Raw genomic sequence first — 23,091 nt, 5'->3', positions numbered from 1 at the left:
ACGCACCGTGCGCAGGCAAGGCCGGGTCAGACGCCCAGATGGAACGCCAGCCAGACCAGAATGGCGCCGGACACAACGACCAGCCAGCCGATCTGGCGCACCGCCGCCTCGGGCAAAGAGCGCAGAATTTCCAGCATACGCTCCACAAGCGAAGGGGCCAGCGCATAGGCCAGCCCCTCGATAATCATCACCAGCCCGAGAGCCAGAAGGAGGATGCTCACCGCTCGCCCTCTTCGGAACGGGCACCCTGATCAGATCGCAGATAGTTGAAGAACTCCGAATCCGGTGACAGCACCATCGTCGAGTTCGAGCCCTTGAGCGAGCGCTCATAGGCCGTCAGCGAACGATAAAATTCAAAGAATTCCGGATCCGCGCCAAAGGCACCCGCAAAGATTGCGTTACGTTCCGCATCTGCCTGACCGCGGATAATGTCAGCTTCGCGCGTTGCATCAGATGTCAGCTCGACCACCGTCCTGTCGGCCAGAGCGCGCACACGCTGGGCTGCTTCCTCACCGCGTGCGATCTCGTCTGCTGCCTCACGTTCCCGTTCAGCCCGCATCCGCGCAAAGGTCGCATCAAGGTTCTGTTCCGGCAGGTTGGTCTGTTTGAGACGCACGTCGACCACCTCAAGACCCAGCGGCAGGGCACGCTGGCGCGCCTGTGCGGTGATCCTGGCCATCAGGTCGGCCCGGTCTGCGGACAGGATGGTGTTTGACGTCACGCCGTCCGAACCCAGAACCTCGCGGATAACAGGGTTGAGAATGCGTTCCAGACGGTCTTCTGCACCGCGCAGACCGTTGACACCAACCGCCTCGCGGAACTGAATCACATCAGAAATACGGTACCGCGCGAAGGCATCGACAACCAGACGACGATCATCTGAGGGCGTCACCTCGGTGACGTCGGTATCCAGCGCCTGAATACGGTCGTCATAGCGCACAACTTCCTGAATAAACGGGATTTTGAACGCAAGGCCGGGGTCTTCCTTGACGGATTTGATCTGACCAAACTGCAAAACCAGCGCTTTTTCACGTTCGTCTACGATGAAGACCGAACTCAGAACGCCAACAGCGGCGATCACGGCAATCGGGATAAGAAAGTTCGTGGCACGCATCAGTTTGTACCTCCGGAATTGCGGCGCAGTTCGTTGAGCGGCAGATAGGGAACGACACCCTGCCCGCCAGTCCCGCCGGCATCGCCTTCAAGAATGATTTTGTCGACATCGCCGAGAACCCGCTCCATCGTCTCCAGATAGAGACGTTTCCGGGTGACTTCAGGCGCTTTGGAGTATTCCTCAAGCACCGATGTAAAGCGCGCGGCTTCACCCTGGGCCTCGTTGACCTGTTGGGCGCGGTAGGCTTCGGCCTGCTCAAGCTGGCTGGCGGCCTCACCACGCGCACCGGCGGTGACGCGGTTTGCATATGCGTCGGCCTGACGCTCCAGACGGTCACGCTCCTGTTCAGCGGCCTGCACTTCACGGAAGCTGTCGATCACCTCACGCGGCGGGTCCGCTTTGTCGAGGTTGAGCAGAACAATATTCACGCCGCTGTCATACTGATCAAGCGTCGACTGGATCAGTTCCAGCGCCTCATCGGCGATAAGCTGACGATCCCTGTTCAGGATCGGCGCCAGCTGGTTACGCGCGATGACCTCGCGCATGGCCGATTCAGACACCGCACGAATGGTTTCCTGGGGTTCGGCCAGGTTAAACAGATATTTCGCCGGGTCGCTGATGTTCCAGACCACCTGGAAATCAATGTCGATGATATTCTCATCCGTGGTCAGCATCAGACCGCTGTCTGTGCGTGACCCGATGTCCTCGGTTTGCTGACGCGTCACAGGCAGAACTTCTGCGGTGACCAGCGGCCATGGCGCAAAGTTCAGGCCGGGATTGCCGATGGATGAGTATTCACCAAGGAACAGTTCCACTGACTGTTCTTCGGGTGCGACTGTGTAAAAGCTGGCCATCAGCCAGGCGCCGACAGCACCGATTGCAATCAGACCAACCGTGCCGCGTGTCAGGGCCGGACCACCACCGCCCTGGCCACCGCCACCGCCGCCATTGCGGCCGTCGCCGCCTTTGCCGCCCATCAGAACGCGCAGGCGTTCCTGACCTTTTTTGACCAGCTCATCAATCTCGGGGATCTGCGGGCCGTCGTTGCGGGGTCCGCGCGGGCCTCCGCCGTTGTTTCCCCCTGATCCGTTGTTCGGTCTGTCACCGCCCGAATTTCCGCCGCCCCCCCAGGGGCCGCCATTATTGCCAGCCATTAATACTCTTTCCTTCCTCAACCGCCTCTGTGCGATAAATCCATGCCATAGGTACGACGAAACGCGCGGAATTCAAGCCGTACGCATCGGGTTCCGCATTGTCACGATCTCTTCCGACATTGTCGGGTGAACCGCAACCGTCCGGTCGAAATCTTCCTTGGTTGCACCCATTTTCACGGCGATGCCCGCCAGCTGGATCATCTCGCCTGCATTTGGTGCGACGATATGGCAGCCGAGGACCACGCGCGTGGCCTGGGACACGATCAGCTTCATCAGCACACGGTCGGGCCGTCCGGCAAAAGCCGTCTGCATCGGCCGGAAAGACGTGCAGTAGACTTCCACAGGTTCCTGCTCCCGTGCGGCTTCCTCGCTCAGCCCCACCGTGCCCATCTCGGGCTGGGTAAAAATGGCCGATGGGATCAGTTCGTGATCCACAGCTGTCGGCTCTCCTTTGAAGACCGTGTTCACAAAGGCCATGCCCTCGCGGATCGCAACGGGTGTCAGGTTCACGCGGTCAGTTACGTCACCGATGGCGTAGATCGAAGGCACAGCGGTCTGGCTGTATTCGTCCACCACGATCTCACCGCGCCGGCCCAGTCTGACACCGGCCTCTTCCAGCCCCATGTCACGGGTGTTCGGATCGCGGCCGGTGGCAAAGAGCACCACATCAAAGACCTGCTCGCTGCCATTGGTCGCTTTGACCCAGATTGGCCCGGATGTCTGACCAACTTCACGTTCGTGCGCGGTCTCGGCACGCTCACGCGCCATGCCACCCAGCGCCGCATCGCTGGCCGTCCCGGCGCCTGACAGCGAATGATCAGCATCCGCCGGGGCCATTTCCACGATGTTTGTGCCCACTTTCAGGTCGATGCCCCGCTCACGCATGGATTCAGCGACAAGACCACGCGCCTCATCATCAAATCCGCGCAGGATCTGCGCGCCGCGGTAGTATTGCGTCACCTTCACGCCCAGCCCGTTCATGATCCCGGCAAATTCACAGGCGATGTAACCGCCGCCGACAATCAGGATGGATTTCGGCAGTTCTTTCAGGTGAAAAATGTCATCTGACACAATACCCAGATGTGCGTTAGGAATATCCGGGCGGACCGGATGGCCGCCGGTGGCGACCAGAATGTGTTTGGCCGTTCTGGTCTCACCGGTGGACAGCTTTACCTCATGCGGGCCTTCGATGCTGGCCCGGGCGTCAAATGTCTCTACACCCGATCCGGCCAGCAGGTTACGGTAGACCTGTTCCAGGCGGTCCAGCTCATTGTTCAGCCTGCCCTGAAAGGATGACCAGTCAAAAGGCCCCTGTTTCAGGTCCCAGCCATAAGAACGCGCGTCATCGACCACATCGGCGTATTCAGAAGCGAAAACCATCAGTTTTTTCGGCACACAGCCGCGGATCACACAGGTGCCGCCATAGCGGTCATCCTCTGCCAGAGCGACCTTTGCGTCTGCCTCGCCTGCTGCCACGCGGGCCGCGCGCACGCCCCCTGACCCGCCTCCGATAACAAAAAGATCATAGTCGAATTCGCTCATGGCTGGGCCTTTCTGTGGTCTGTTTCAGTCCGGGCACCTGTCAGGTGCAGGAGCTTTGTTATCTGCGGGCCGCGCCGCACGGGCGCAAGCAGGGTCACCGATCTGTGATAGGCTCAGTCCACAAGATCGGCAAAAAGATTATCTGTATCGGCAAAGTCGAAACGCTCTGTGGCCACCCGGCCCTCGCTGAGATCGCGGATTTCCACACGGCCATCTCCAAAGCCGATGATCACACGGTCACAGATGTCGATGAACAGCCCGTTCTCGACCACACCGGGCATCTGGTTGATCACCAGCGCCAGTTGGCGCGCGTCCCCGATCCGTTTCAGGTGCAGATCCAGGATGTGATTGCCCTCGTCCGTGACAAAGGGCGCATCGCCGTTCATCCGCAGCGTGGTGTCACGGCCCAGAACGTCCATGGAAACCAGCGTCTCCTCCACCAGGGCCTTTGTTGTCTGCAAACCGAAAGGGATCACTTCGATGGGCAGCGGAAAGGCCCCCAGTGTACCCACTTCTTTGCCCGCATCCGCGATGACGATCATCTGGTCCGAGGCCGTGGCCACGATTTTCTCCTGCAGCAGAGCCCCGCCGCCGCCTTTGATCAGGTTCAGGTCGCTGTCAAATTCATCCGCCCCGTCGATGGTCAGATCCAGCCAGCGCGCCTGATCCAGCGTGATGACCTCGATCCCAACCTCGCGCGCCAGTTCGGCGGTACGTGTGGATGTGGGCACCCCTTTGATCTGCAGGCCCTCATCCCGGACCCGCTCGCCCAGGCATTTCACCAGCCATGCCGCGGTGGAACCCGTCCCCAGACCAACTTTCATCCCGCTTTCCACGTATTGCGATGCACGTTTTGCAGAAATGAATTTCGCTTTGTCGATCAGGGAGAGTTCGGACGTCATCGGGCAGGCTCCTGGTGCTGGCAGTCACAGGCCTTATAGGCAACAGGCGCAGGCCTTGCGAGACCCGATTTGCCATGATTCAGAGCATCTGTGCCGGCACACCCGGCAATTGATGCGTTTTTCGACGCCACCGGTCGCTTTTGCTGCGCCCGGGCCGGTGCAGATACCCTATCTGACAGGCATGACCCAGACTTATGTGCTTCACTATGCGCCCGACAATGCCTCCCTGCCGGTCCGGCTGGTGCTGGAGGAACTGGGCCTGCCCTACCGGACACAACTGGTCGACCGGAAAGCACGCGCGCAGCACTCAGCGGATTACCTGGCCGTGAACCCCGCCGGGCTGATCCCCGCGCTGGAAACACCGGACGGGCCGGTGTCGGAAACTGCGGCGATTCTGCTCTGGCTCGCCGACCGGCACGGCAGCGGCCTGTTTCCTGCGCCAGACAGCCCTGCCCGGGCGGAGGCGCTGAAATGGCTCTTTTTTGCCTCCAACACACTGCACGCCGAGCTCCGGCGGCTGTTCTACCCCGACCAGTACATCGGATCCGGGCCTGCGGATCAGGAGAGGCTCCGGTCCTTTTCCCGCCAGGCCATCATCCGGCACCTGACGTTGTTGGACCGTGTTGTCAGCCCGGGCACAGCGCCGGGCATTCTGGACTGGTATCTCGGCGCGATGCTGCGCTGGTGCGCGCTCTATCCACGCGGCGCGGATCACAGCTGGTTTGATCTCAGAGCCTTTGACAATCTCTTTCAGATGGCCCAGGGGCTGGAGGGGCGCGCCAGCACGCGGGCGGCACAGGCCGCCGAAGGTCTGGGCGCCACCCCGTTCACTGCGCCGCGCGCGCCAGAACCGCCCGAGGGGAGTGCTCTTTAGATGTTTTTGTCTGTATTCGATATGTTCAAAGTGGGTATCGGCCCCTCGTCATCCCATACGATGGGCCCCATGATGGCTGCTGCACGCTTTCTGGACATGATGCGCACCTCTCCTTTCGAATTTCACGGTCTGCGCGCCTCTCTGCACGGCAGTCTCGCCTTTACCGGCGTCGGCCACGCAACCGACCGGGCCACCATTCTGGGTCTCGCCGGATTTGTGCCGGACACCTATGATGCAGAAAAAGCCGAGGCCGTTCTGACACAGATCCGCGCCACCGGTATGATCGAACCGGAGGGGCTGGCACCGCTGCGCTTTGCCCCCGCCAACGATCTGGTCTTTGACTATGACAACGCGCTGCCGGGCCATGCCAACGGGATGATCCTGATGGCGACGGATGCGCAGGGGGATGTTACCCTGCGCGAGACTTTCTATTCCATCGGCGGTGGTTTCGTGATGACAGAGGCCGAACTGGCCGCCGGAAAGGACACAGACGACGGCGCACCGGTGCCCTTCCCTTTCAAATCCGCGGCCGAAATGCTGCAGATGTCCACAACCTCAGGTAAATCAATTGCCCAGATGAAACGGGCGAACGAGGACAGCCGCATCGGGCACGAAAACCTGCGCAGCGGGACGCGGCGTCTCTGGCAGGTGATGAATGACTGTATTGAACGGGGTCTGGCAAACGATGGCATTCTGCCCGGCGGGCTGAACGTGAAACGCCGCGCCCGGGGCATTCACCAGAAGCTGCTGGAGGAGCGCGGGATGAACCTGACCGCGCCGCATACCATCAATGACTGGATGAGTGTTTACGCCATGGCCGTGAACGAGGAAAACGCCGCCGGCGGTCAGGTCGTGACGGCCCCGACCAACGGGGCCGCAGGTGTGTTGCCGGCGACGCTGAAATACTACCTCGATCATGTGCCCGGCGCCTCCGAGGCGCATGTGGAGGACTTTCTGCTCACCGCCGCCGCCATCGGTGGCCTGGTCAAATACAACGCCTCTATTTCGGGGGCCGAGGCGGGGTGCCAGGCCGAAGTGGGTTCTGCAGCGGCCATGGCAGCGGCAGGTCTGTGTGCCGTCATGGGCGGCACACCGGCCCAGGTGGAAAATGCAGCCGAGATTGCTCTGGAGCATCACCTCGGCATGACCTGCGACCCGGTCAAAGGCCTGGTGCAGGTGCCCTGTATAGAGCGCAACGGTCTGGGCGCAATCAAGGCCGTGTCCGCCGCCTCGCTGGCCCTGCGCGGGGATGGCACGCACCTCGTGCCACTGGATGCCTGTATCGAAACCATGCGCCAGACCGGTCGGGACATGTCAGAGAAATACAAGGAAACATCGCTGGGCGGGCTGGCTGTAAACGTGCCAAACTGTTGATCCGGCGGTATTTCGCCAAACCGCCGCGCCACCGCGCACAACCACCGCTTGCAAAGCAGCGGCCCCCGACCTAGCATCCGCCAATGTCACTGGACCGTCCTCTTCTCGGCATCATGCTGATGCTCGGCTTTTGCGTGCTTGCACCTGTCGGGGATGCCGTGGCCAAAATTCTCGGTCAGACGGTGCCGGTCGGGCAACTGGTGGTGGTCCGATTTGCGGTCCAGGCTGTGCTGCTGATCCCGCTTGTCTGGCTCAGCGGGCGGGCATGGCGCATGGATCGCCGCGTCTTTCTGCTGACCATTCTGCGCACCCTGCTGCACATTGCCGGTATCGGAATGATGGTCACGGCCCTCAAATATCTGCCGCTCGCCGATGCCGTCGCAATTGCATTTGTGATGCCCTTTATCATGCTGATCCTCGGTCACTATGCACTGAACGAAGAAGTGGGCAGCAGGCGTATCGCCGCCTGTGCCGTGGGTTTTCTGGGGACGCTTATGGTGGTCCAGCCCAGCTTTGCCCAGGTCGGCTGGCCCGCGCTGCTGCCCGTGGGGGTCGCGGTGAATTTCGCCTTTTTCATGCTGGTCACCCGCCAGATCGCCAAAGAAACCGACCCCATCGGCCTGCAGGCGGTCAGCGGTGTGATTGCCGTTCTCGTCATGCTGCCGGTGTTCTGGATGTTCCGGGGCACTGACTGGACGCAGGTTCAGTTCGTGACCGTCTCCTCGATGGACTGGACGCTGCTGCTGGGCATCGGTGTTCTGGGCACCGTGGCGCATCTGTTGATGACCTGGTCGCTGCGCTACGCGCCCTCTGCGACGCTGGCCCCGATGCAATACCTCGAGATACCTTTTGCCACCGTCATCGGCTTTGTGGTCTTCGGCGACTTCCCGAACCCGCTGGCATCCCTGGGCATTGTCATAACGATGGGGGCAGGTCTCTATATCGTTCTGCGCGAGCGGGCCACCGCCCGGGCGCTTCAGGCCTGAGCAGCGCAGCAGCGACAGCGGCGAGGCTCTCGCGCGGCATCAGACACAGCATCATCGGCGCATCCATTTCCAGATGAATATCCCCCGTCGCCCGGTTCGACGTGCCCGACCGCAGCCCGGGCGCAAAATCCAGCCCGTCAATCGGCCACTCCAGCCCCTGCGACCGGCCCGTCACCGGCCCCATCGGAAAGAGCGATACCCGCAGGCCAGGCTCTGCCGCCATCCGGAACACCGGCGGGCACAGAAAAATGACATCTTCCGCGCCCAGCAGAAGCACCGGCATTTCACAGCGCACCGTCAGCGTGTGAAAAACGGACAACTGGTGATCAATACGCCCCCCGGCAAAGCCAACCCCCAGGATCAGCGGTGCTGACACATTGCGCAGGGCCTTGTCGAAATCGGTGCTGTCCTGCTCGGCGATGTGATGAATGCGCTCCGACGGCAGGCGGTCGCGCACCGAGGGGGGCAGCGAATCCATATCGCCGATCACGGCCTGCGGCATTATCCCGGCCTTCAGCGCCGCCCCGGCACCCCCGTCAGCTGCCACACAATCGGGTGCAAAAGCGCGTGTTGCCACAAAGTCATCCGCGCCCACAGGCCCGCCACCGGCCAGAATGAGCGGCAGATCGCTGATATAAAGGGGGTTTTTCATGATTGGTTAACGTCCATCAGGGAATTAGGTCACAATGTCGCCACAAAATGATCCGCAAATGATCACAGAATCGCACCGCTTTGGCACCCGTCATCTTGGTAAACAGCTTGTTTATAAAATACTGAGGACGAGCATCCCATGATTAAAAACAATAAGATTCTGACAGTCTCCTACGGCACATTTTCCTGCACCCTTGAAGGGTTCGACGACAGCTTTGACACAATGAAGGCCATTGCGGAATATTTCCGCGATCTGGCCGCAGACGACCGGTACTTTGGTGCCGAACCTCCCCAACCCGACGCAGAGATGCTGGCACAGATTGCCCAGCGCGAGCTCGCACGCCGTGTGCAGGCCAGCGAACAGGATGGCCGGATCACGCTGACCGCAGCCCAGGAGAATACCGAAGCGGCTGCCGAAGCCGCCGTGGTGGTCACTGCGGCACCCGCAGTGCAAGAGGCCGCACACCCGGTCGCACCGGAACTGCCTGTGGCAGAGCCTGCCCCCCTGGCCACAGCGCCTGCGGAAACTTACCAGGAAATCCAACCGGCGGATCCGGTGGTCGCGCCGCTGGTGCAGGACGCCCCGGAAACATTTCAGCACGGGACTGACCCCGCAGACACCGCCGCACCTGTTGATGCGCCCGCTGCGGCGGAGGCCTTTTTTGCGCAGAGCCCGGACATCGACGAGAGCTTTGAGATCGTGGAAGACAATGCGCCGCTGGACGTGCCTGCCGCTGACATTCCGCTGGCCGAACCTCTTGAGGTCGCGGAAGTCTCCGATACCGCCCGCAACGAAAGCATCGCAGACCGTCTGGCCCGGATCCGCGCCGTTGTCTCCCGCCACGATGACGAAGATGTGGTGGTGGACGAGGACTATGAGGAGGACATCCGCAGCGAAGCGCCCCTGAATGACAGTTTCCCGACCATCGCGATGCCGGATTTTCAGCCCGTGAGAGAAGAATTTGAGGACGAGGATGACAACATTGCAGCACAGACCGATGGTGATGTGATCGCCGGATTTGTCGGGCAAGCAGATGCAGACCTTTCTGATCCGGACATTGTCAAAGAAGACCAGCTGACCGGCGAAGCGCTTGCTGAAATCACGGCCTGGAGCGTGCAGCAGGAGGACCCCGTCGAAGAGGCGGATGTCCATGAAAGCCTGCAGGAGGATGATCTCTCAGCGATCCTCGACCGTATCGACAGCGACATGACCGCTGAGGCTGCCGCTGATCTGCCCGAACAACAGCACAGGGAAACGCCCGGGTCGGAAACCGTCTCTTCTGACGCGCAGACACTGATCCTGACGCAGGATGACACTGTGTCGCCGGACAGGGACACAGCACCCAAAGCGGACCCGTCAACCGCAGACAACCTGTTCGCGGGAGAGAGCGCCGATGATGCTGCAAGTCTCATGGAAGATGGCGACGTGATCGTCACGGGCCGGGTTCTCAAAGTGAACACCGAAGAGCTGAATGCAGCGCTCGAGTCCGGTGAGCTGGAAATCCTGGACGACGCAGAGGCAACAGCCACGACAGAGCCTGCCAGCCGGACATCCGCGCGGGACACTCTGCCGGCAATCGGCGATGGTGCCGACGAGGACGTCTCCCGCCTGATGGCCGAAGCGGATCACCAGATGGAAGAGCCGGAGGGTGCCACACGCCGCAGTGCCTTCTCGCACCTGCGCGCCGCGGTTGCTGCACGTTTTGCAGACAAGTCGATGGACACGGATGCCGAGGACAAGGCATCTGTCGAAAAATACCGCAGCGATCTGGCCGAGGTCGTCAAACCGCGCCGCCCTGCGTCCGAGCCTGCGGCACGCACAGACCGCCCTGCACCTGCGCAGCCGATGCCGCTTAAACTGGTGGCCGCACAGCGCATCGATGACAGCTCAGAGCCCGTCGCACCCCGCCGCGTCGCTGCCACCTTCGAAGCGGGCGATGACCTTGCACCCGACACCGGTTTTGCCGCCTTTGCCGAGGAAATGGGCGCAACACGCCTGCCCGACCTTCTGGAAGCTGCCGCAGCCTATATGGCCTTTGTCGAAGGTCAGGAACAGTTCTCGCGCCCGCAGCTCATGACCCGCGTAAGGCAGGCCGGGGGCGGTAATTTCTCACGCGAAGACGGGCTGCGCAGTTTTGGCCAGCTTTTGCGCGCCGGGAAAATCGAAAAGATGCAGGGCGGGCGTTTCGCCGCATCCCAGGAAATCGGCTATCGCCCGGACGAGCGCGCGGCAGGCTGAACCACCCCTTACCCTACCCATCAGCGGCGTGCCTCTCCGGCGCGCCGTTTTTTTTCGGGTTCCGGATCAGGAACCGCTGTCAGGACCATCCGGGTCGGCCTGGCCGATCCCCCGGAACACCGCCTTCAGCGGCACGGCCCAGAGCACCCCCAGCCCGACATAGACCAGCAGTTCCACAAAAATAGACGGTCGGTCCATCAGGTTTATTGCCGTAACGGCCACCACGATATAAAGCGGCAGGCCCACCAGCAGAATGAGCAGGGACAGCCGCCTGCGGGTCTTGTAGGTCATATCACACCTCAGTCGGCAAAAGGATCCGTGACCAGAATGGTGTCTTCCCGCTCCGGCGAGGTAGAGAGTAGGGCGACAGGACAGTCGATCAACTCTTCGACCCGGCGCACGTATTTAATCGCATTGGCCGGCAGATCGGCCCAGCTGCGCGCGCCTTCGGTCGACTCAGACCAGCCGGGCATCTCTTCGTAGATCGGCGTACAGCGCGCCTGATGATCCGCAGCCGTGGGCAGATAATCCACCCGCACCCCGTCCAGGTCATAGCCGACACAGATTTTCAGCGTGTCAAACCCGTCGAGCACATCAAGCTTGGTAAAGGCGATACCGTTCACACCCGACGTGGCACAGGTCTGGCGCACCAGCACCGCGTCAAACCAGCCGCACCGCCGTTTGCGCCCCGTAACAGTGCCAAACTCATGGCCACGCTCGCCCAGGCGCTGCCCGTCCGCATCATCCAGCTCTGACGGAAACGGCCCCTCGCCCACGCGGGTCGTATAGGCCTTCACAATGCCCAGGACATAGTCAATCGACCCGGGCCCGATCCCCACACCCGTGGCCGCCTGCCCCGCAATCACATTGGACGAGGTCACAAAAGGATAGGTGCCAAAATCGATGTCCAGCAGAGCACCCTGCGCACCCTCAAACAGGATACGTTTTCCTGCCTTTCGCTTTTCATTCAGCACCTTCCACACAGGTGCCGCATATTTCAGAATCTCAGGCGCCACGTCGCTCAGCTGCGCCAGCAGCGCATCGCGGTCCACGGGCTCTATCCCCAGGCCCCGGCGCAAGGGATCATGATGCTGCAACGCCCGGTCCACCCGCGCCTCCAGGGTCGCCGGATCCGCCAGGTCCGCCACCCGCACCGACCGCCGTCCCACCTTGTCCTCATAGGCCGGGCCGATGCCACGGCCCGTGGTCCCGATCTTGGTCCCCTTGCTCGCGGCTTCCTCACGCGCCCGGTCCAGCTCGCCGTGGATCGGCAGGATCAGCGGCGTATTCTCCGCGATCATCAGCGTTCCGGGTGTGATCTCCACCCCCTGCGCGCGGATCGTGTCGATCTCGCCCAGCAGATGCCAGGGGTCCAGCACCACACCGTTGCCGATCACAGACAGCTTCCCGCCCCGCACCACCCCCGACGGCAGCGCATTCAGCTTATAGACCTTGCCGTCAATCACCAGGGTGTGGCCCGCATTGTGCCCGCCCTGAAACCGCGCAATCACATCCGCACGTTCGCTGAGCCAGTCAACGATTTTGCCTTTTCCCTCATCGCCCCACTGGGCGCCGACAACGACAACATTGGCCATGGCGGGTCCTTTTCATCCGGGTTAAACCGGCGCCGGTATACTTCGGCGACCGCCGGTGTACCATGGACTTTTTGACCCGCCCTGCGGAAATTCCAGCCCGGCAAGGAAAGGCAGCGCTGAATTATGGACATGACAGGATTTCTGACCCGCTGGCTCTGCGCTTTCACACTGCTCAGCGTGACCTTCAACCCCACACAATACAACTATGTGCGCTGGGTGGCAGATCACGGCGGCAACAATCTGTCCGTCGCGGTGCTGGCCGGACTGTTGCTGACGGTGGGCTACATCATCTACCTGCGTGCAACGCTGCGCTCCATTGGCGGGCTGGGCATGACGCTGGTGCTGGCGATCTTTGCCGCATCGGTCTGGGTACTGCGCGATCTCGGCATCATTGATCTCGACAAACCCGGCCTGAATGTCTGGCTCGGGCTCATCGCCCTGTCGCTGGTGCTGGGCATCGGGCTCAGCTGGAGCCACGTGCGGCGCGCGCTCTCCGGCCAGGCCGATATGGACGATGTGGACGAATGAGCTCTCCCGTGCCAGACTGAGCCCATGACACACAGGCCAGACAGACCCGAAGACTTCCAGAAATTCTACTTTGCCAAAGTCGGCCTCGGCGAAGGCTGTGGCTGCGCTGAACGGGTCATCGACATGCATGAATTTGACCGCCAGGCAGGCCGCCCGCGACTGCACCTGCCCCGCCTGCCCCGACGGGGCAGCTTCCGGCGGTTCCTGCAAAAAGCCGGCCTCACCTCCCGGCCACACCGCCCCGACTGACGCCCTGCAAACGACAATCGGCACAGACACGATGCCAGGCCTGCGGACCCTGCCCCTTCACCCTTCTCCAAATACTCATGAAAAAGCCCGCCATCCCGCATACCGCCAGCCGGTGCGCGATACGGCACAGACAGATACGGGCTAAAGCTGCACCGGTGCGCCATGCGGCGTGCGCAGCCAGGCGGCCTCCCAGGCTGCCTTCATCCGGCGCAACTCCCCGGCCCCCGCCAGACCCCGCGCGCCCAGAAATTCTTCCAGGGTGTCCAGCCAGGCATTGAAATAGTCGTCGCCGCCATCCAGGTCCTGCGACAGCCCATGCCGTTTCAGCGTCGCGCCGAAAGCCTGCGCCCAGTCCGGCCAGTCGAAATGACCGGCCTCGTTCAGATGCACCGTCAGCGCAAAAAGCTGCGCGTGCCAGGGTTCGGCAAAGACGGGCCCGCGGGCACTCATGGTGTCGCCTGCAGATAGCTTTGCCACAGATCCAGCACGACCTCGTCGCCCGGATGTTCCGGATGCGCCCAGAGTTCAGAGGCCGGAAACACCACCGCATAGAGCGGCTCGGCCGCATCGCCCAGCCGGTGCGCGGAACTGTCGGGCAGCACATGTGTGCCATGACAGCGCAGGATGCGGCCCCGCGCACCCGCCGCATAGACCGGCAGCCGGGTGTGTCCCCCCTCCACAAGCGTATTTGCAGCAATCCGGCGGGTAACAACCGCGTCACCGGCCCCGAATGCGCGCGCAATTTTGCTCTCCCGGTCTGCCGGGCCGCCTGCGGCCAGCACTCCAGGTACCGCACCCGCCTGCAGCGCGCGCTCCGCCAGATCTGCGCGCCCGCCCGAAGTGCCGGCCAACTCGCTCCGGCTCAGCACACCTGTCTGCACCAGCAGATCGGCCAGCCCTGCCATCCACTTCTCGTAATAGGAAAAGCGCGCATAATCAGCGGGCGACAGACACTCGCGCGCATGGCGCGAGACATCAATATTCCACTCGCCCAGCGCGCCACAGGCCAGTGTCACCGCCAGCGCGCGAGCATGCCAGTCTTCGTGAAAGACCTCGCCCTCCGCCTCCGGGATCACCGGCCCGTCGCCAAAACGCCCGCCCATATCATGCGGGCGGGTCATGGGCTCACCGCAAGGCCGGTGCCGATCATACTGTCGCGCGTCACCAGGTCCATCAGCGCCTCTTCATCCATCCCTTCGGTGCCAGCGGGGCGCTGCGGCACAACCAGATAGCGCACCTCTGCCGTCGAATCCCAGACCCGCACCGCTGTTGCCTCCGGCAGGGTCACCCCAAATTCCGCGAGCACTTTACGCGGCTCGCGCACGGCCCGCGCCCGGTAGGCATCGGACTTGTACCATGTGGGCGGGATGCCCAGCAGCGGCCACGGATAGCAACTGCACAGGGTACAGACGACCATATTATGCACCGCCTCCGTGTTTTCGACCGCCACCATATGCTCGCCCTGGCGTCCGTAATAGCCCATGTCCGAGACCACCGCCGTGGCATCCTCCATCAGGGCCGCGTGAAAACCCGGATCACACCAGGCCCGGGCCACAACCCGCGCGCCATTGCGCGGCCCAATTCGGTTTTCATAGGTGTCGATAATGGCATCCAGCGCCGCCGGATCGATCAGCCCCTTGCGGGTCAGAACGGTTTCCAGCGCGCGCACACGCAGCGCAGGATCAGAGGGCAGAAGACTATGCGGGTGGTCGGGGTCATCATGGGGCATAGGTCATCATTGCCTGCGCCTTTCCTGCTGTCCAGCGTCGAAACCCCTGTCCCATCGACATATTTTTTACCACCATAGCGGGTAATTCTGTGCTATACTATTAGCAAGAAGTGAGTCTGCTGCGCCTCAGTTCCAGGATAACCCTCTTAGTTGCGCGCATGTGAGCACCGCTTCGCCAGACCGCCGCGCCTGCGTGGCGGTTTTCGGTGTCCGAGAAAGCCGTAACGCTTAACCGATCCTCCCTTGCAGCGCGGGGCAAACTTGCCTAGATACCCCGGAACACATGTGTGAAAGCTGCAGGTTTCAATGGAAAACGTCGTCCTCATTATCCACCTTATTCTGGCGCTCAGCCTGATCGCGGTCGTGCTGCTGCAGCGGTCCGAGGGTGGCGGCCTTGGTATGGGCGGTGGCGGCGGCGGTGCCGTCGCGGGACGTTCCGGAGCGACAGCGCTCGGCAAGGTGACCTGGATGCTGGCGATTGCCTTTATCTGTACCTCCATCACACTGACCATCTTTGCGGCTGAAAACGCGACAGGCTCTTCGGTTGTTGACAGGCTGGGTGTCACACCGCCCGCCCTGAATGATCCGGCAACACCGGCAGCACCCGATGGGGACAGCCTGCTGCCACCGGGCCCGGATGACAACGCACCGCTGGTGCCGACCCTCGACTGACCCAAAAACAACAACTTGCGGCAGGGCCGGAATTCGCAACAGGATGTTGCGGTGCGCCTTGCCTTTGCCGCGCGAATCCTGATACACTTAAGTCCCGTGGTGCTGTGAAAATTCATGGCTGAACCGGGCCACCTGATCAGGGGCCGAACCGACGCACGGGAGCTTCGACACATGGCACGTTACATCTTTATCACCGGCGGTGTGGTCTCCAGCCTTGGCAAGGGTCTGGCCTCTGCGGCCCTTGGTGCTTTGCTCCAGGCGCGGGGATTTTCGGTCAGGCTGCGCAAGCTCGATCCTTACCTGAACGTCGATCCCGGGACCATGTCGCCCTTTGAACATGGCGAGGTTTTCGTCACGGATGATGGCGCGGAAACCGACCTGGATCTGGGGCATTATGAACGTTTCACGGGCGTGCCCGCGCGCAACACCGATTCCGTCTCCTCGGGCCGGATCTACTCCAACGTGCTCGAAAAAGAACGTCGCGGAGACTATCTGGGCAAAACCATCCAGGTGGTTCCCCATGTGACGAACGAGATCAAAGCCTTCCTCGATGTGGGCGGGGATGAGGTCGACTTTATGCTCTGCGAGATCGGTGGCACCGTGGGCGACATTGAGGGCCTGCCCTTTTTCGAGGCGATCCGCCAGTACAGCCACGACAAACCGCGCGGCCAGTGCATCTTTATGCACCTCACCCTGTTGCCCTACCTCGCCGCCTCCGGTGAGCTGAAAACCAAACCCACACAGCACTCCGTCAAAGAGCTGCAGTCGATCGGCATCGCGCCCGATATCCTGGTCTGCCGCTCCGAACATCCGATCCCGGAAAAGGAACGCGAGAAAATCGCGCTTTTCTGTAACGTGCGCAAAGAGGCGGTCGTTGCGGCCTATGACCTGAAAACCATCTATGACGCGCCGCTGGCCTATCACGAACAGGGGCTGGACCAGGCCGTGCTCGACGCTTTTGACATCTCGCCCGCGCCGAAACCCGACATGACCGTCTGGCATGATGTCTCGGACCGGGTGCACAACCCCGAAGGCGAGGTCCGCGTGGCCATCGTCGGCAAATACACCCAGCTTGAGGACGCGTATAAATCCATCGCCGAGGCGCTGACCCACGGCGGCATGGCCAACCGCGTCAAGGTCCGCGTGGAATGGGTGGATGCCGAAATTTTTGACACCGCCGATGATGTCGCCCCCCATCTCGAAGGCTTCCACGCCATTCTGGTGCCCGGCGGGTTTGGCGAGCGTGGCACCGAGGGCAAGATCAAGGCCGCACAATACGCCCGCGAACACAAGGTGCCCTATCTGGGCATCTGTCTGGGCATGCAGATGGCCGTGATCGAGGCCGCGCGCAATGTGGCTGACATCAAATCGGCAGGCTCCGAGGAGTTCGACCACGAGGCTGGCAAAAAGCGTTTTGAACCGGTGGTCTATCACCTCAAGGAATGGGTCCAGGGCAATGCCAAAGTCAGCCGCAAAGTGGGTGACGACAAGGGCGGCACCATGCGGCTGGGGTCCTATGACGCGGTGCTGAGCGGAGGCTCAAAGGTCGCAGAAGTCTACGGCACCACAACCATCGACGAACGCCACCGCCACCGCTACGAGGTCGACATCAAATACCGCGACAAGCTCGAAGAGGCAGGCCTGGTCTTCTCCGGCATGTCGCCCGATGGCAAACTGCCCGAAATCGTCGAATGGCCCGACCACCCCTGGTTCATCGGCGTCCAGTTCCACCCCGAACTGAAATCCAAACCCTTTGACCCGCATCCCCTGTTCCGCGATTTCGTGCGCGCCGCCAAAGAGATCTCGCGCCTGGTCTGAGGGGGGGCAGCGCCCGCACTTCAATTTCAATCTGTCAGAATTCGCCGCACTCTGTGTTTTCAGGTGCGCCGTTTACGGTGCCGCCGCAACGCGACCGGCACCATGAGACCCGAAAGAAGAAGCAGCGCGTTGGCAGGGAGCGGCACCGTTTCGACAGGACCGACGTTGGAAATCGTACCTTTGATACTCTGCCATTCAAAACCTTGGTCATCAACGAAAATAAATTGGCCGGAAAGTTCAAATTGATAGTTGAAGTTGCCAATGAACTGGACGCCGCCTGTCATCGTATCAAAGTCAAAATTACCTGAGTACAAACGCGAAGCACTCGGTCGTAATGTTTGGTCGCTGATCGGACAGGCATGCGGACCAATGGAACACGCGAAGTAGAGATCGGAATTGCTTGACGGATCGAACGACCAGTTTTTTGAGAAATCAACTTTTTCAGGTGATCGCGACAGGTTTCTGAATGAAATTTCGCCCCTGTAAGTCTCGCCAACGACCAGTGTTGGAAAGCTCAGGACACATTGTGGATCGGGAAAACCTGGTGCGTTGCACTGGTTTTCAGAGATGGTGACATCAAATCCGATCTTGAAGATGTCCTTGCTGGTCGCCGCTTCCAGACGGATGCCGGTGCCCCCGAAACCTATCAAAATGATTGTGGAGAGCAAAAACCTGAGCATGAAAATATCCTTAAAAATTGGTTAACAGAAGGCCCACCCTGTTAACACTTCCGGACCATGGTCAAGGAACGCGGACAGAATGGCCCCCGAATACCCGCGAGCCGGGAATACACCCGCCCGATCCTCGCGAGCCGGGAACTTTTCGCACAGAGCCTGAGCAGGCCGCGTGCGATGCCGCCAGCCCCGCTGCCGCGGACGGCTGCAAGAATCAGGCACGAACGATTATCGCGCGGCGTCAACGCCCGCCTGGAACCAGGCAACCGGTGTTCAGTTTCGGGCCCGCGACCGGCACGTTCGGATCCAGTGGCGCGCGTTCCGCCGCCTGAGCACACTTCAGTCTGCCGCAGCAAAAAACCCGACCGTCCTTCAGCGCCGAACATTGCATAGATATCAGCCGCAGGATGACCGGACCCGGACGCGGTGCGTCTGGATAACTTGACCGGTGCCCGGTTTCGGCGCAGGCTGTGAGCGTCTGCCATCTGTTTGAGGAATGCCGGTTGCGGCCTCGCATGTTTGGAACATGCGCGGTTTTTTCGTGCACACCGCCTCGTCAGCTGACGGCCGTCATGATGGATGCGTGTCGTTATTTTATATGCAAGGCGGGTATTTCGGCCTGAATTTTCTGCAGGTCTCCCGTTCATTTTTTTTAAAGGAAATGGGTTAGATCGATATGACCAATACAGTTAATCTCAGAACAGGCACTGCAGGCCTGGGCATGTTAAAACCGAGCCTGGCAGCGCTTGCAATAACCCTTGTCGGGGCGACAGCACAGGCCGCTACCATGTCGGTGTTCCAATCACAGACCGGCTCGTTCGGTGCCTCGCAGGAAGCCCAGGGCGGCGCATTCGTCAGCGGCGCCGGCATTCAAACGCAGGCAGAGGGAACAAATACGACCCTGACGCGCGATGACCGGGCCGCGACGATGACCTTTGACCAGTTCGATGCTTCTTTGGGCACCCTGACGGGCGTTACGGTCAAATATTCAATCACCCAAGCCAACCGGAATTCCATTCAGCATCTGAGACGTAACTGTGAAACGGATATCGGGGGGTGTTCAATACTGGTCGATGCAAAAACGAATGTGGACTACGGCATCGATATTGCACCGTTCGAGACGGCAAGCAGAGACAGCAACCCGCCTTTGGATGTCTCGTTGAAAGCCTTCGGCTCTCTGAGCGACACAGATCCCGAACGCAGTTTCGCACTCACCGGCAGCCAGTCACGAACCTTTCCGGCTTCAACAGCGACCCGGTTCATCGGAGACGGAACCATTGACATACAGCCGATCGTCCAGGCTGTGACGCAGGTTAAAGTCAGCTGCCAGGGAAGTATCATCACAATTGACTTAAAGGACTGCAACGGCGACGTGCAGATCCGCTACAACATCTTCTACCGGGTGGATGTATTGTATCAGTACGAGGAGACTGTCGTCGCGCCGGACACTGTGCCCCTGCCTGCGGGCCTGCCATTGCTGGCAATCGGGTTGCTGGGTCTGGGTGCATTTGCGCGGCGGGGCTGATGATGCAGCGGCACATGCGCAGCACGCCAGGGCATGCTGCCTGCGCATGGGATGTTTCCGCAAACGCCCCCTTTACCTTTCCTCAACAAACCCGCCCGGGCGCTCTGTTAACCGCGCCCGGACCGACGCAGGCACCGACAAAATACCGACGTTTTACCGACATGATACCGACGTCGCTTTTCCCTGTGTCCCCGGGCCTTTACCCGCATTTGTGCGATTCGGCGCGCAGAGCGCGCTTATGCGTTGCGCGCGCGCTGCGTTAAGGGCATGTCAGGGGGATGCTCAGCTACCAGCATATGTATCACGCGGGCAATCTCGCGGACGTGCACAAACACGGGCTTCTGGCCTGGATGCTGGCCTATCTCACACGCAAGGACAAACCGCTCTCTTACGTGGAAACCCATGCGGGCCGGGCGCTTTATGACCTGAGCAGCGAGGCCGCGACCCGCACCGGCGAGGCGGCCCAGGGCATCGCGCGGGCCGCCGGATTTTTCCCGGAAGAGCACCCCTTTGCCACAACGCTTGCCCGCATTCGCGCAACACATGGGGCGCACAGCTACCCCGGTTCGCCGCTTATCGCCTGCGAGATGCTGCGCGCTCAGGACAATCTGCATCTGGCCGAGCTGCACCCGGGCGAGCACGCAGAGCTGCGCCGGGCACTGCGCGGATACAAGGTGAAATGCCACGGCCAGGACGGGTTTGAACTGGCCCATTCCCTGCTGCCCCCCACCCCGCGCCGCGGGTTGCTGCTGATAGATCCCAGCTATGAGATCAAGAGCGATTTCAACGACATACCCCGCCATATCGCGCGGTATCACAAGGCCTGGAATGTCGGCGTGATCTGCCTGTGGTATCCCATTCTGACCTCTGGTGCAGAACGCGCCATGGTCCGGCAGTTGCAGGCAGGCCACCCCGACGCGCTCAGCCACGAGGTCCGTTTTCCCCCGGCGCGGCCGGGTCACGGCATGGTCGGATCAGGCCTCTTTGTGGTCAATCCGCCCTGGGGCCTGGCAGAGGAAGCGGCGCGTCTGGCATCACATTTTGCGCAGCCCCGCCCCTGAAACGCAAAAAACATTGACCCGGGCGGGTGCCATGGCAGGATATGCACCATGCGGTATGTCCTTGCCCTTCTGCTTGTTCTGATCACGCGGCCCGTCCTTGCCTGCGAGACGCCGGTTTGTCTGGTGGATCCCGACAGCCTGGCACTGACGCGCATCATTACCTTTGAGGATACCCCCGGCAGATACGGTCCGGGCCATCCGGTGCAGGATCTGCTGGTTCTGCCGGGCGCCGTTTTTGGCGAGCGTTTTGCCGGCCAGCTCGTTGCGGCCCAGGGGGATCATGACCTGGTCTCGGGGGATGTACTCTCCCCGCTGACAGTGGTTGCCGGGGCACCTGGGCAGAACCTGTCCGTGGTTTTTATGCAGGGAAATAATGTACTTAACGGCTATGGTGTCGCCGGTTTCCCCCGCCGTCACGCACAGGGCGAAGGCGCGATTGCCTTTCTCTTTGACGAGGACCAGTCAGCCATCGCCTTTCAGCTGCGCGGGGGCGAGGCAGGCTCCGCGCGGGTCAGTTTTCTGAACCGGAACGGGACAGTCATTTCCGTACTCGACCTGCCGCCAGCAGGCGAACATGCCTTTGGTTTTGCCCGCGAGACCGGCACCGGCGACATCGCCGGCGTGCTGATCACCAACACCGATCCGCAGGGGCTCGCACTGGACAATGTCCGGTTTGGCCGCGCTCCTGATCTGAGCTAGAAAGTCACTGATGTTCGAACGCCTCTTTCCCAGACAAAAACGTGAAAAAGAACCGTTGCCCCAACCGGATGCGCAGCTGGCGCTCGGGGCATTACTGGTCCGGGTGGCGCTGGCGGACAGGCAGTACCAGGCGTCAGAAGTGGGCCAGATCGATCGCATACTCGCGGGAACTTTTGGCCTGAAACCACTGGAGGCCGCCCGGCTGCGCGCAACCTGCGAGGCATTGGAGCGCCACGCACCCGGCACGCCGGAATTTGCCGAAATTCTGCGCGCCGAAGTCGCCTATGAAGACCGCAAGGCGCTGGCTGATGCCATGTGGTCTGTGGCTCTTGCCGATGGCGAACGCGATGACAGCGAGGAGGACCAGCTGACGGCCATCGAGACAGCGCTCGGTCTGTCAGAGGCTGATATCGCTGCCGTCAGGGAAAGCGCCCTGCGCGAAAACTGACGCTGGCAGCGCCCGCACAAAGGCATTATATCCCGGATATGTTTGCAGATTTACTCAAAAGGCTGACACAGCCGGAACCCGATGCCCTGCCCGACGAGGATGCAAGGCTGGCCCTGACCGCCCTGCTCGTACGGGTGGCACGTGCGGATAATGACTACAGCGAAGGCGAGAAAAAGCGGATCGACGCTATCAACGCGCGCCGCTACGGGCTTGGCCCGGGTGCCACGGATGCGCTGCGCCGCGAGGCCGAAACGCTCGAAGCAGAAGCGCCTGATACCGTTCGTTTTACCCGCGCCATCAAGGACGCCGTGCCCTATGAGGAGCGCCTCGCCGTATTGGAAGCCCTCTGGGAAGTCGTTCTCGCCGACGGAACGCGCGCACAGGAAGAAGACGCCCTGGTGCGTATGGTCAGCAGCTTTCTGGGGATCAGCGATCGTGATTCGGCTCTGGCGCGCCAGTCCGTCGACACGCGGAGATGACGGCCAGTCTGCCGATGTACGACACGGCCGTCACAGCGCCGGCCAACGACCGTTTCTGGACGCTGATCCGCACGGGCCTCGGCGAAGGCCCCAAGACACTCGACCGCAGCACAGACCCGCATGAGACATGGGAAGACCCGGCGCTCGTGCTGTCGCAAACCTGCGGACTGCCGTACCGCAGCCGGTTGCACGACAGGGTCGGTCTGGTCGGTACGCCGGACTATGGAGTGCCCGGATGCCCGCCGGGTTATTACTGTTCGGTCCTGGCCATCCGTATCAGCGACGCTCGCAAGGATCTGCGCGAATTCCACAACAGTCTGTTGGCGCGAAATGACGCCCGCTCGCAGTCCGGCTGGGCCGCCGTTGAAGCGCATCTGTCTGAAAACAATACCGGGTTCAGCTTTGCAGGTCAGACAATTGACACCGGTTCTCACGCCGCGTCCGCGCGTGCAGTGGCCGGGGGCGATGCGGATATTGCCGCCATAGACGCCGTGACCTGGTCCCTTATGGTGCGCGATACCGAAATCACGGACGATCTGCGGATCATTGCAGTGACGCGTCCCACCCCCGGCCTGCCACTGATTACAGCAGCCAGCCGCGATGCAAATGCGCTGCGGGACATCTGCCGCAAAGCCGTGCAGGCGCTGAGCGACAGCGACAGGGACTGCCTGATGATCAGGGATATCGTGTGGATACCTGCCGGGACCTATCTGGAGGAACCCCTGCCGCCACCCGGTTGACCACGGTACGAAAAATCCACCGTCCTGACGCTGCGGAA

General features: G+C 61.5%; 26 protein-coding genes. 14 read left to right on the top strand and 12 right to left on the bottom strand.

Going from position 1 to position 23,091, the window contains the following annotated elements; translation table 11 throughout:
• Positions 1-26 precede the first annotated feature (26 nt).
• From Q1A34_RS18940 to rpiA, 5 genes are all read right to left on the bottom strand, one after another.
• Positions 27-221 carry a DUF2065 domain-containing protein gene (locus Q1A34_RS18940; protein WP_300038162.1) on the bottom strand — a complete coding sequence of 65 codons (195 nt, stop codon included), beginning with the start codon at positions 219-221 and terminating at the stop codon, positions 27-29.
• The gene (locus tag Q1A34_RS18935) at positions 218-1,114 is read right to left on the bottom strand and encodes a protease modulator HflC (RefSeq protein WP_300038159.1); all 897 of its coding nucleotides are present in this window, start codon (positions 1,112-1,114) and stop codon (positions 218-220) included. Before Q1A34_RS18935 ends, Q1A34_RS18940 begins: the two co-directional genes overlap by 4 nt.
• Positions 1,114-2,268: an FtsH protease activity modulator HflK gene (gene hflK, locus Q1A34_RS18930; protein WP_300038156.1), complete on the bottom strand. Its 1,155-nt coding sequence runs from the start codon at positions 2,266-2,268 to the stop codon at positions 1,114-1,116. The genes Q1A34_RS18935 and hflK overlap by 1 nt, the downstream gene beginning before the upstream one ends.
• A 72-nt stretch (positions 2,269-2,340) precedes the next feature.
• Complete coding sequence (locus tag Q1A34_RS18925) at positions 2,341-3,810, bottom strand: FAD-dependent oxidoreductase (RefSeq protein ID WP_300038153.1); 1,470 nt, start codon at positions 3,808-3,810, stop codon at positions 2,341-2,343.
• 113 nt (positions 3,811-3,923) lie between these two features.
• Entirely contained in the window at positions 3,924-4,712 is a 789-nt protein-coding gene (rpiA, locus tag Q1A34_RS18920) for a ribose-5-phosphate isomerase RpiA (RefSeq protein WP_300038150.1), read from the bottom strand.
• A 181-nt stretch (positions 4,713-4,893) separates the two neighbouring features.
• Here rpiA and Q1A34_RS18915 point away from each other — a divergent pair, with 181 nt between their 5' ends.
• The 3 genes from Q1A34_RS18915 to Q1A34_RS18905 all read left to right on the top strand — a co-directional run bounded on the left by Q1A34_RS18915 (position 4,894) and on the right by Q1A34_RS18905 (position 7,946).
• Positions 4,894-5,586, top strand: a complete 693-nt coding sequence (locus tag Q1A34_RS18915) for a glutathione S-transferase (protein ID WP_300038221.1) — start codon at positions 4,894-4,896, stop codon at positions 5,584-5,586.
• On the top strand, positions 5,587-6,960 hold the full coding sequence (locus tag Q1A34_RS18910) for an L-serine ammonia-lyase (RefSeq protein WP_300038147.1): 1,374 nt from the start codon (positions 5,587-5,589) through the stop codon (positions 6,958-6,960).
• Between the two features lie 83 nt (positions 6,961-7,043).
• Positions 7,044-7,946: a DMT family transporter gene (locus Q1A34_RS18905; protein ID WP_300038144.1), complete on the top strand. Its 903-nt coding sequence runs from the start codon at positions 7,044-7,046 to the stop codon at positions 7,944-7,946.
• On the opposite strand, the gene Q1A34_RS18900 is transcribed toward Q1A34_RS18905, so the two are convergent.
• Positions 7,876-8,598: a thiamine diphosphokinase gene (locus Q1A34_RS18900; RefSeq protein ID WP_300038141.1), complete on the bottom strand. Its 723-nt coding sequence runs from the start codon at positions 8,596-8,598 to the stop codon at positions 7,876-7,878. The two genes, Q1A34_RS18905 and Q1A34_RS18900, sit on opposite strands and share 71 nt — an antisense overlap.
• A gap of 138 nt (positions 8,599-8,736) precedes the next feature.
• Between Q1A34_RS18900 and Q1A34_RS18895 the strand changes: the two genes are divergently transcribed.
• Positions 8,737-10,836 carry a hypothetical protein gene (locus Q1A34_RS18895; protein ID WP_300038138.1) on the top strand — a complete coding sequence of 700 codons (2,100 nt, stop codon included), beginning with the start codon at positions 8,737-8,739 and terminating at the stop codon, positions 10,834-10,836.
• 66 nt (positions 10,837-10,902) lie between these two features.
• Here the strand turns inward: Q1A34_RS18895 and Q1A34_RS18890 are convergent, their stop codons facing one another.
• Together Q1A34_RS18890 and Q1A34_RS18885 are read right to left on the bottom strand one after the other, a co-directional pair.
• A complete protein-coding gene (locus Q1A34_RS18890; protein ID WP_300038135.1) occupies positions 10,903-11,127 on the bottom strand; it encodes a DUF2842 domain-containing protein in 225 nt (74 codons plus the stop codon).
• Positions 11,128-11,135: 8 nt separating this feature from the next.
• Complete coding sequence (locus tag Q1A34_RS18885) at positions 11,136-12,431, bottom strand: adenylosuccinate synthase (protein WP_300038132.1); 1,296 nt, start codon at positions 12,429-12,431, stop codon at positions 11,136-11,138.
• A gap of 129 nt (positions 12,432-12,560) precedes the next feature.
• On the opposite strand from Q1A34_RS18885, the gene Q1A34_RS18880 reads away from it, so the two are divergent.
• Positions 12,561-12,959: a DUF6524 family protein gene (locus tag Q1A34_RS18880; protein ID WP_300038129.1), complete on the top strand. Its 399-nt coding sequence runs from the start codon at positions 12,561-12,563 to the stop codon at positions 12,957-12,959.
• 24 nt (positions 12,960-12,983) lie between these two features.
• Entirely contained in the window at positions 12,984-13,208 is a 225-nt protein-coding gene (locus tag Q1A34_RS18875) for a hypothetical protein (protein WP_300038126.1), read from the top strand.
• Positions 13,209-13,349: 141 nt separating this feature from the next.
• On the opposite strand, the gene Q1A34_RS18870 is transcribed toward Q1A34_RS18875, so the two are convergent.
• From Q1A34_RS18870 to nthA, 3 genes are read right to left on the bottom strand one after another with little or no spacing between them, the layout of a single operon-like run.
• Complete coding sequence (locus tag Q1A34_RS18870) at positions 13,350-13,658, bottom strand: nitrile hydratase accessory protein (RefSeq protein WP_300038123.1); 309 nt, start codon at positions 13,656-13,658, stop codon at positions 13,350-13,352.
• Entirely contained in the window at positions 13,655-14,329 is a 675-nt protein-coding gene (nthB, locus tag Q1A34_RS18865; RefSeq protein WP_300038120.1) for a nitrile hydratase subunit beta, read from the bottom strand. The genes Q1A34_RS18870 and nthB overlap by 4 nt, the downstream gene beginning before the upstream one ends.
• On the bottom strand, positions 14,326-14,937 hold the full coding sequence (nthA, locus tag Q1A34_RS18860; protein WP_300038117.1) for a nitrile hydratase subunit alpha: 612 nt from the start codon (positions 14,935-14,937) through the stop codon (positions 14,326-14,328). Before nthA ends, nthB begins: the two co-directional genes overlap by 4 nt.
• A 306-nt stretch (positions 14,938-15,243) precedes the next feature.
• Here nthA and secG point away from each other — a divergent pair, with 306 nt between their 5' ends.
• A complete protein-coding gene (gene secG, locus Q1A34_RS18855) occupies positions 15,244-15,609 on the top strand; it encodes a preprotein translocase subunit SecG (RefSeq protein WP_300038114.1) in 366 nt (121 codons plus the stop codon).
• Positions 15,610-15,780: 171 nt separating this feature from the next.
• Positions 15,781-17,427 (top strand): CTP synthase, encoded by a 1,647-nt coding sequence (locus Q1A34_RS18850; protein WP_300038111.1) that lies wholly within the window; start codon positions 15,781-15,783, stop codon positions 17,425-17,427.
• 59 nt (positions 17,428-17,486) lie between these two features.
• Here Q1A34_RS18850 and Q1A34_RS18845 read toward each other — a convergent pair whose 3' ends face one another.
• Positions 17,487-18,107, bottom strand: a complete 621-nt coding sequence (locus Q1A34_RS18845; RefSeq protein ID WP_300038108.1) for a hypothetical protein — start codon at positions 18,105-18,107, stop codon at positions 17,487-17,489.
• A 670-nt stretch (positions 18,108-18,777) separates the two neighbouring features.
• Between Q1A34_RS18845 and Q1A34_RS18840 the strand changes: the two genes are divergently transcribed.
• The 6 genes from Q1A34_RS18840 to Q1A34_RS18815 all read left to right on the top strand — a co-directional run bounded on the left by Q1A34_RS18840 (position 18,778) and on the right by Q1A34_RS18815 (position 23,053).
• Complete coding sequence (locus Q1A34_RS18840; RefSeq protein WP_300038105.1) at positions 18,778-19,626, top strand: choice-of-anchor E domain-containing protein; 849 nt, start codon at positions 18,778-18,780, stop codon at positions 19,624-19,626.
• Positions 19,627-19,904: 278 nt separating this feature from the next.
• The gene (gene rlmJ / locus Q1A34_RS18835; RefSeq protein WP_300038102.1) at positions 19,905-20,687 is read left to right on the top strand and encodes a 23S rRNA (adenine(2030)-N(6))-methyltransferase RlmJ; all 783 of its coding nucleotides are present in this window, start codon (positions 19,905-19,907) and stop codon (positions 20,685-20,687) included.
• A gap of 48 nt (positions 20,688-20,735) precedes the next feature.
• The gene (locus Q1A34_RS18830; protein ID WP_300038099.1) at positions 20,736-21,386 is read left to right on the top strand and encodes a hypothetical protein; all 651 of its coding nucleotides are present in this window, start codon (positions 20,736-20,738) and stop codon (positions 21,384-21,386) included.
• Between the two features lie 10 nt (positions 21,387-21,396).
• Positions 21,397-21,834, top strand: a complete 438-nt coding sequence (locus Q1A34_RS18825) for a TerB family tellurite resistance protein (RefSeq protein WP_300038096.1) — start codon at positions 21,397-21,399, stop codon at positions 21,832-21,834.
• Between the two features lie 38 nt (positions 21,835-21,872).
• Entirely contained in the window at positions 21,873-22,313 is a 441-nt protein-coding gene (locus tag Q1A34_RS18820; protein ID WP_300038093.1) for a TerB family tellurite resistance protein, read from the top strand.
• Complete coding sequence (locus tag Q1A34_RS18815; RefSeq protein ID WP_300038090.1) at positions 22,310-23,053, top strand: PhnD/SsuA/transferrin family substrate-binding protein; 744 nt, start codon at positions 22,310-22,312, stop codon at positions 23,051-23,053. Before Q1A34_RS18820 ends, Q1A34_RS18815 begins: the two co-directional genes overlap by 4 nt.
• The last annotated feature ends 38 nt before the right edge of the window (positions 23,054-23,091 follow it).

The sequence above is a fragment of the uncultured Roseobacter sp. genome (assembly GCF_947491795.1).
Classification (GTDB): Bacteria; Pseudomonadota; Alphaproteobacteria; order Rhodobacterales; family Rhodobacteraceae; genus Roseobacter.
The sequence above is the reverse complement of the archived record's forward strand: the minus strand, read 5'-3'. Positions and strand labels throughout refer to the sequence as shown.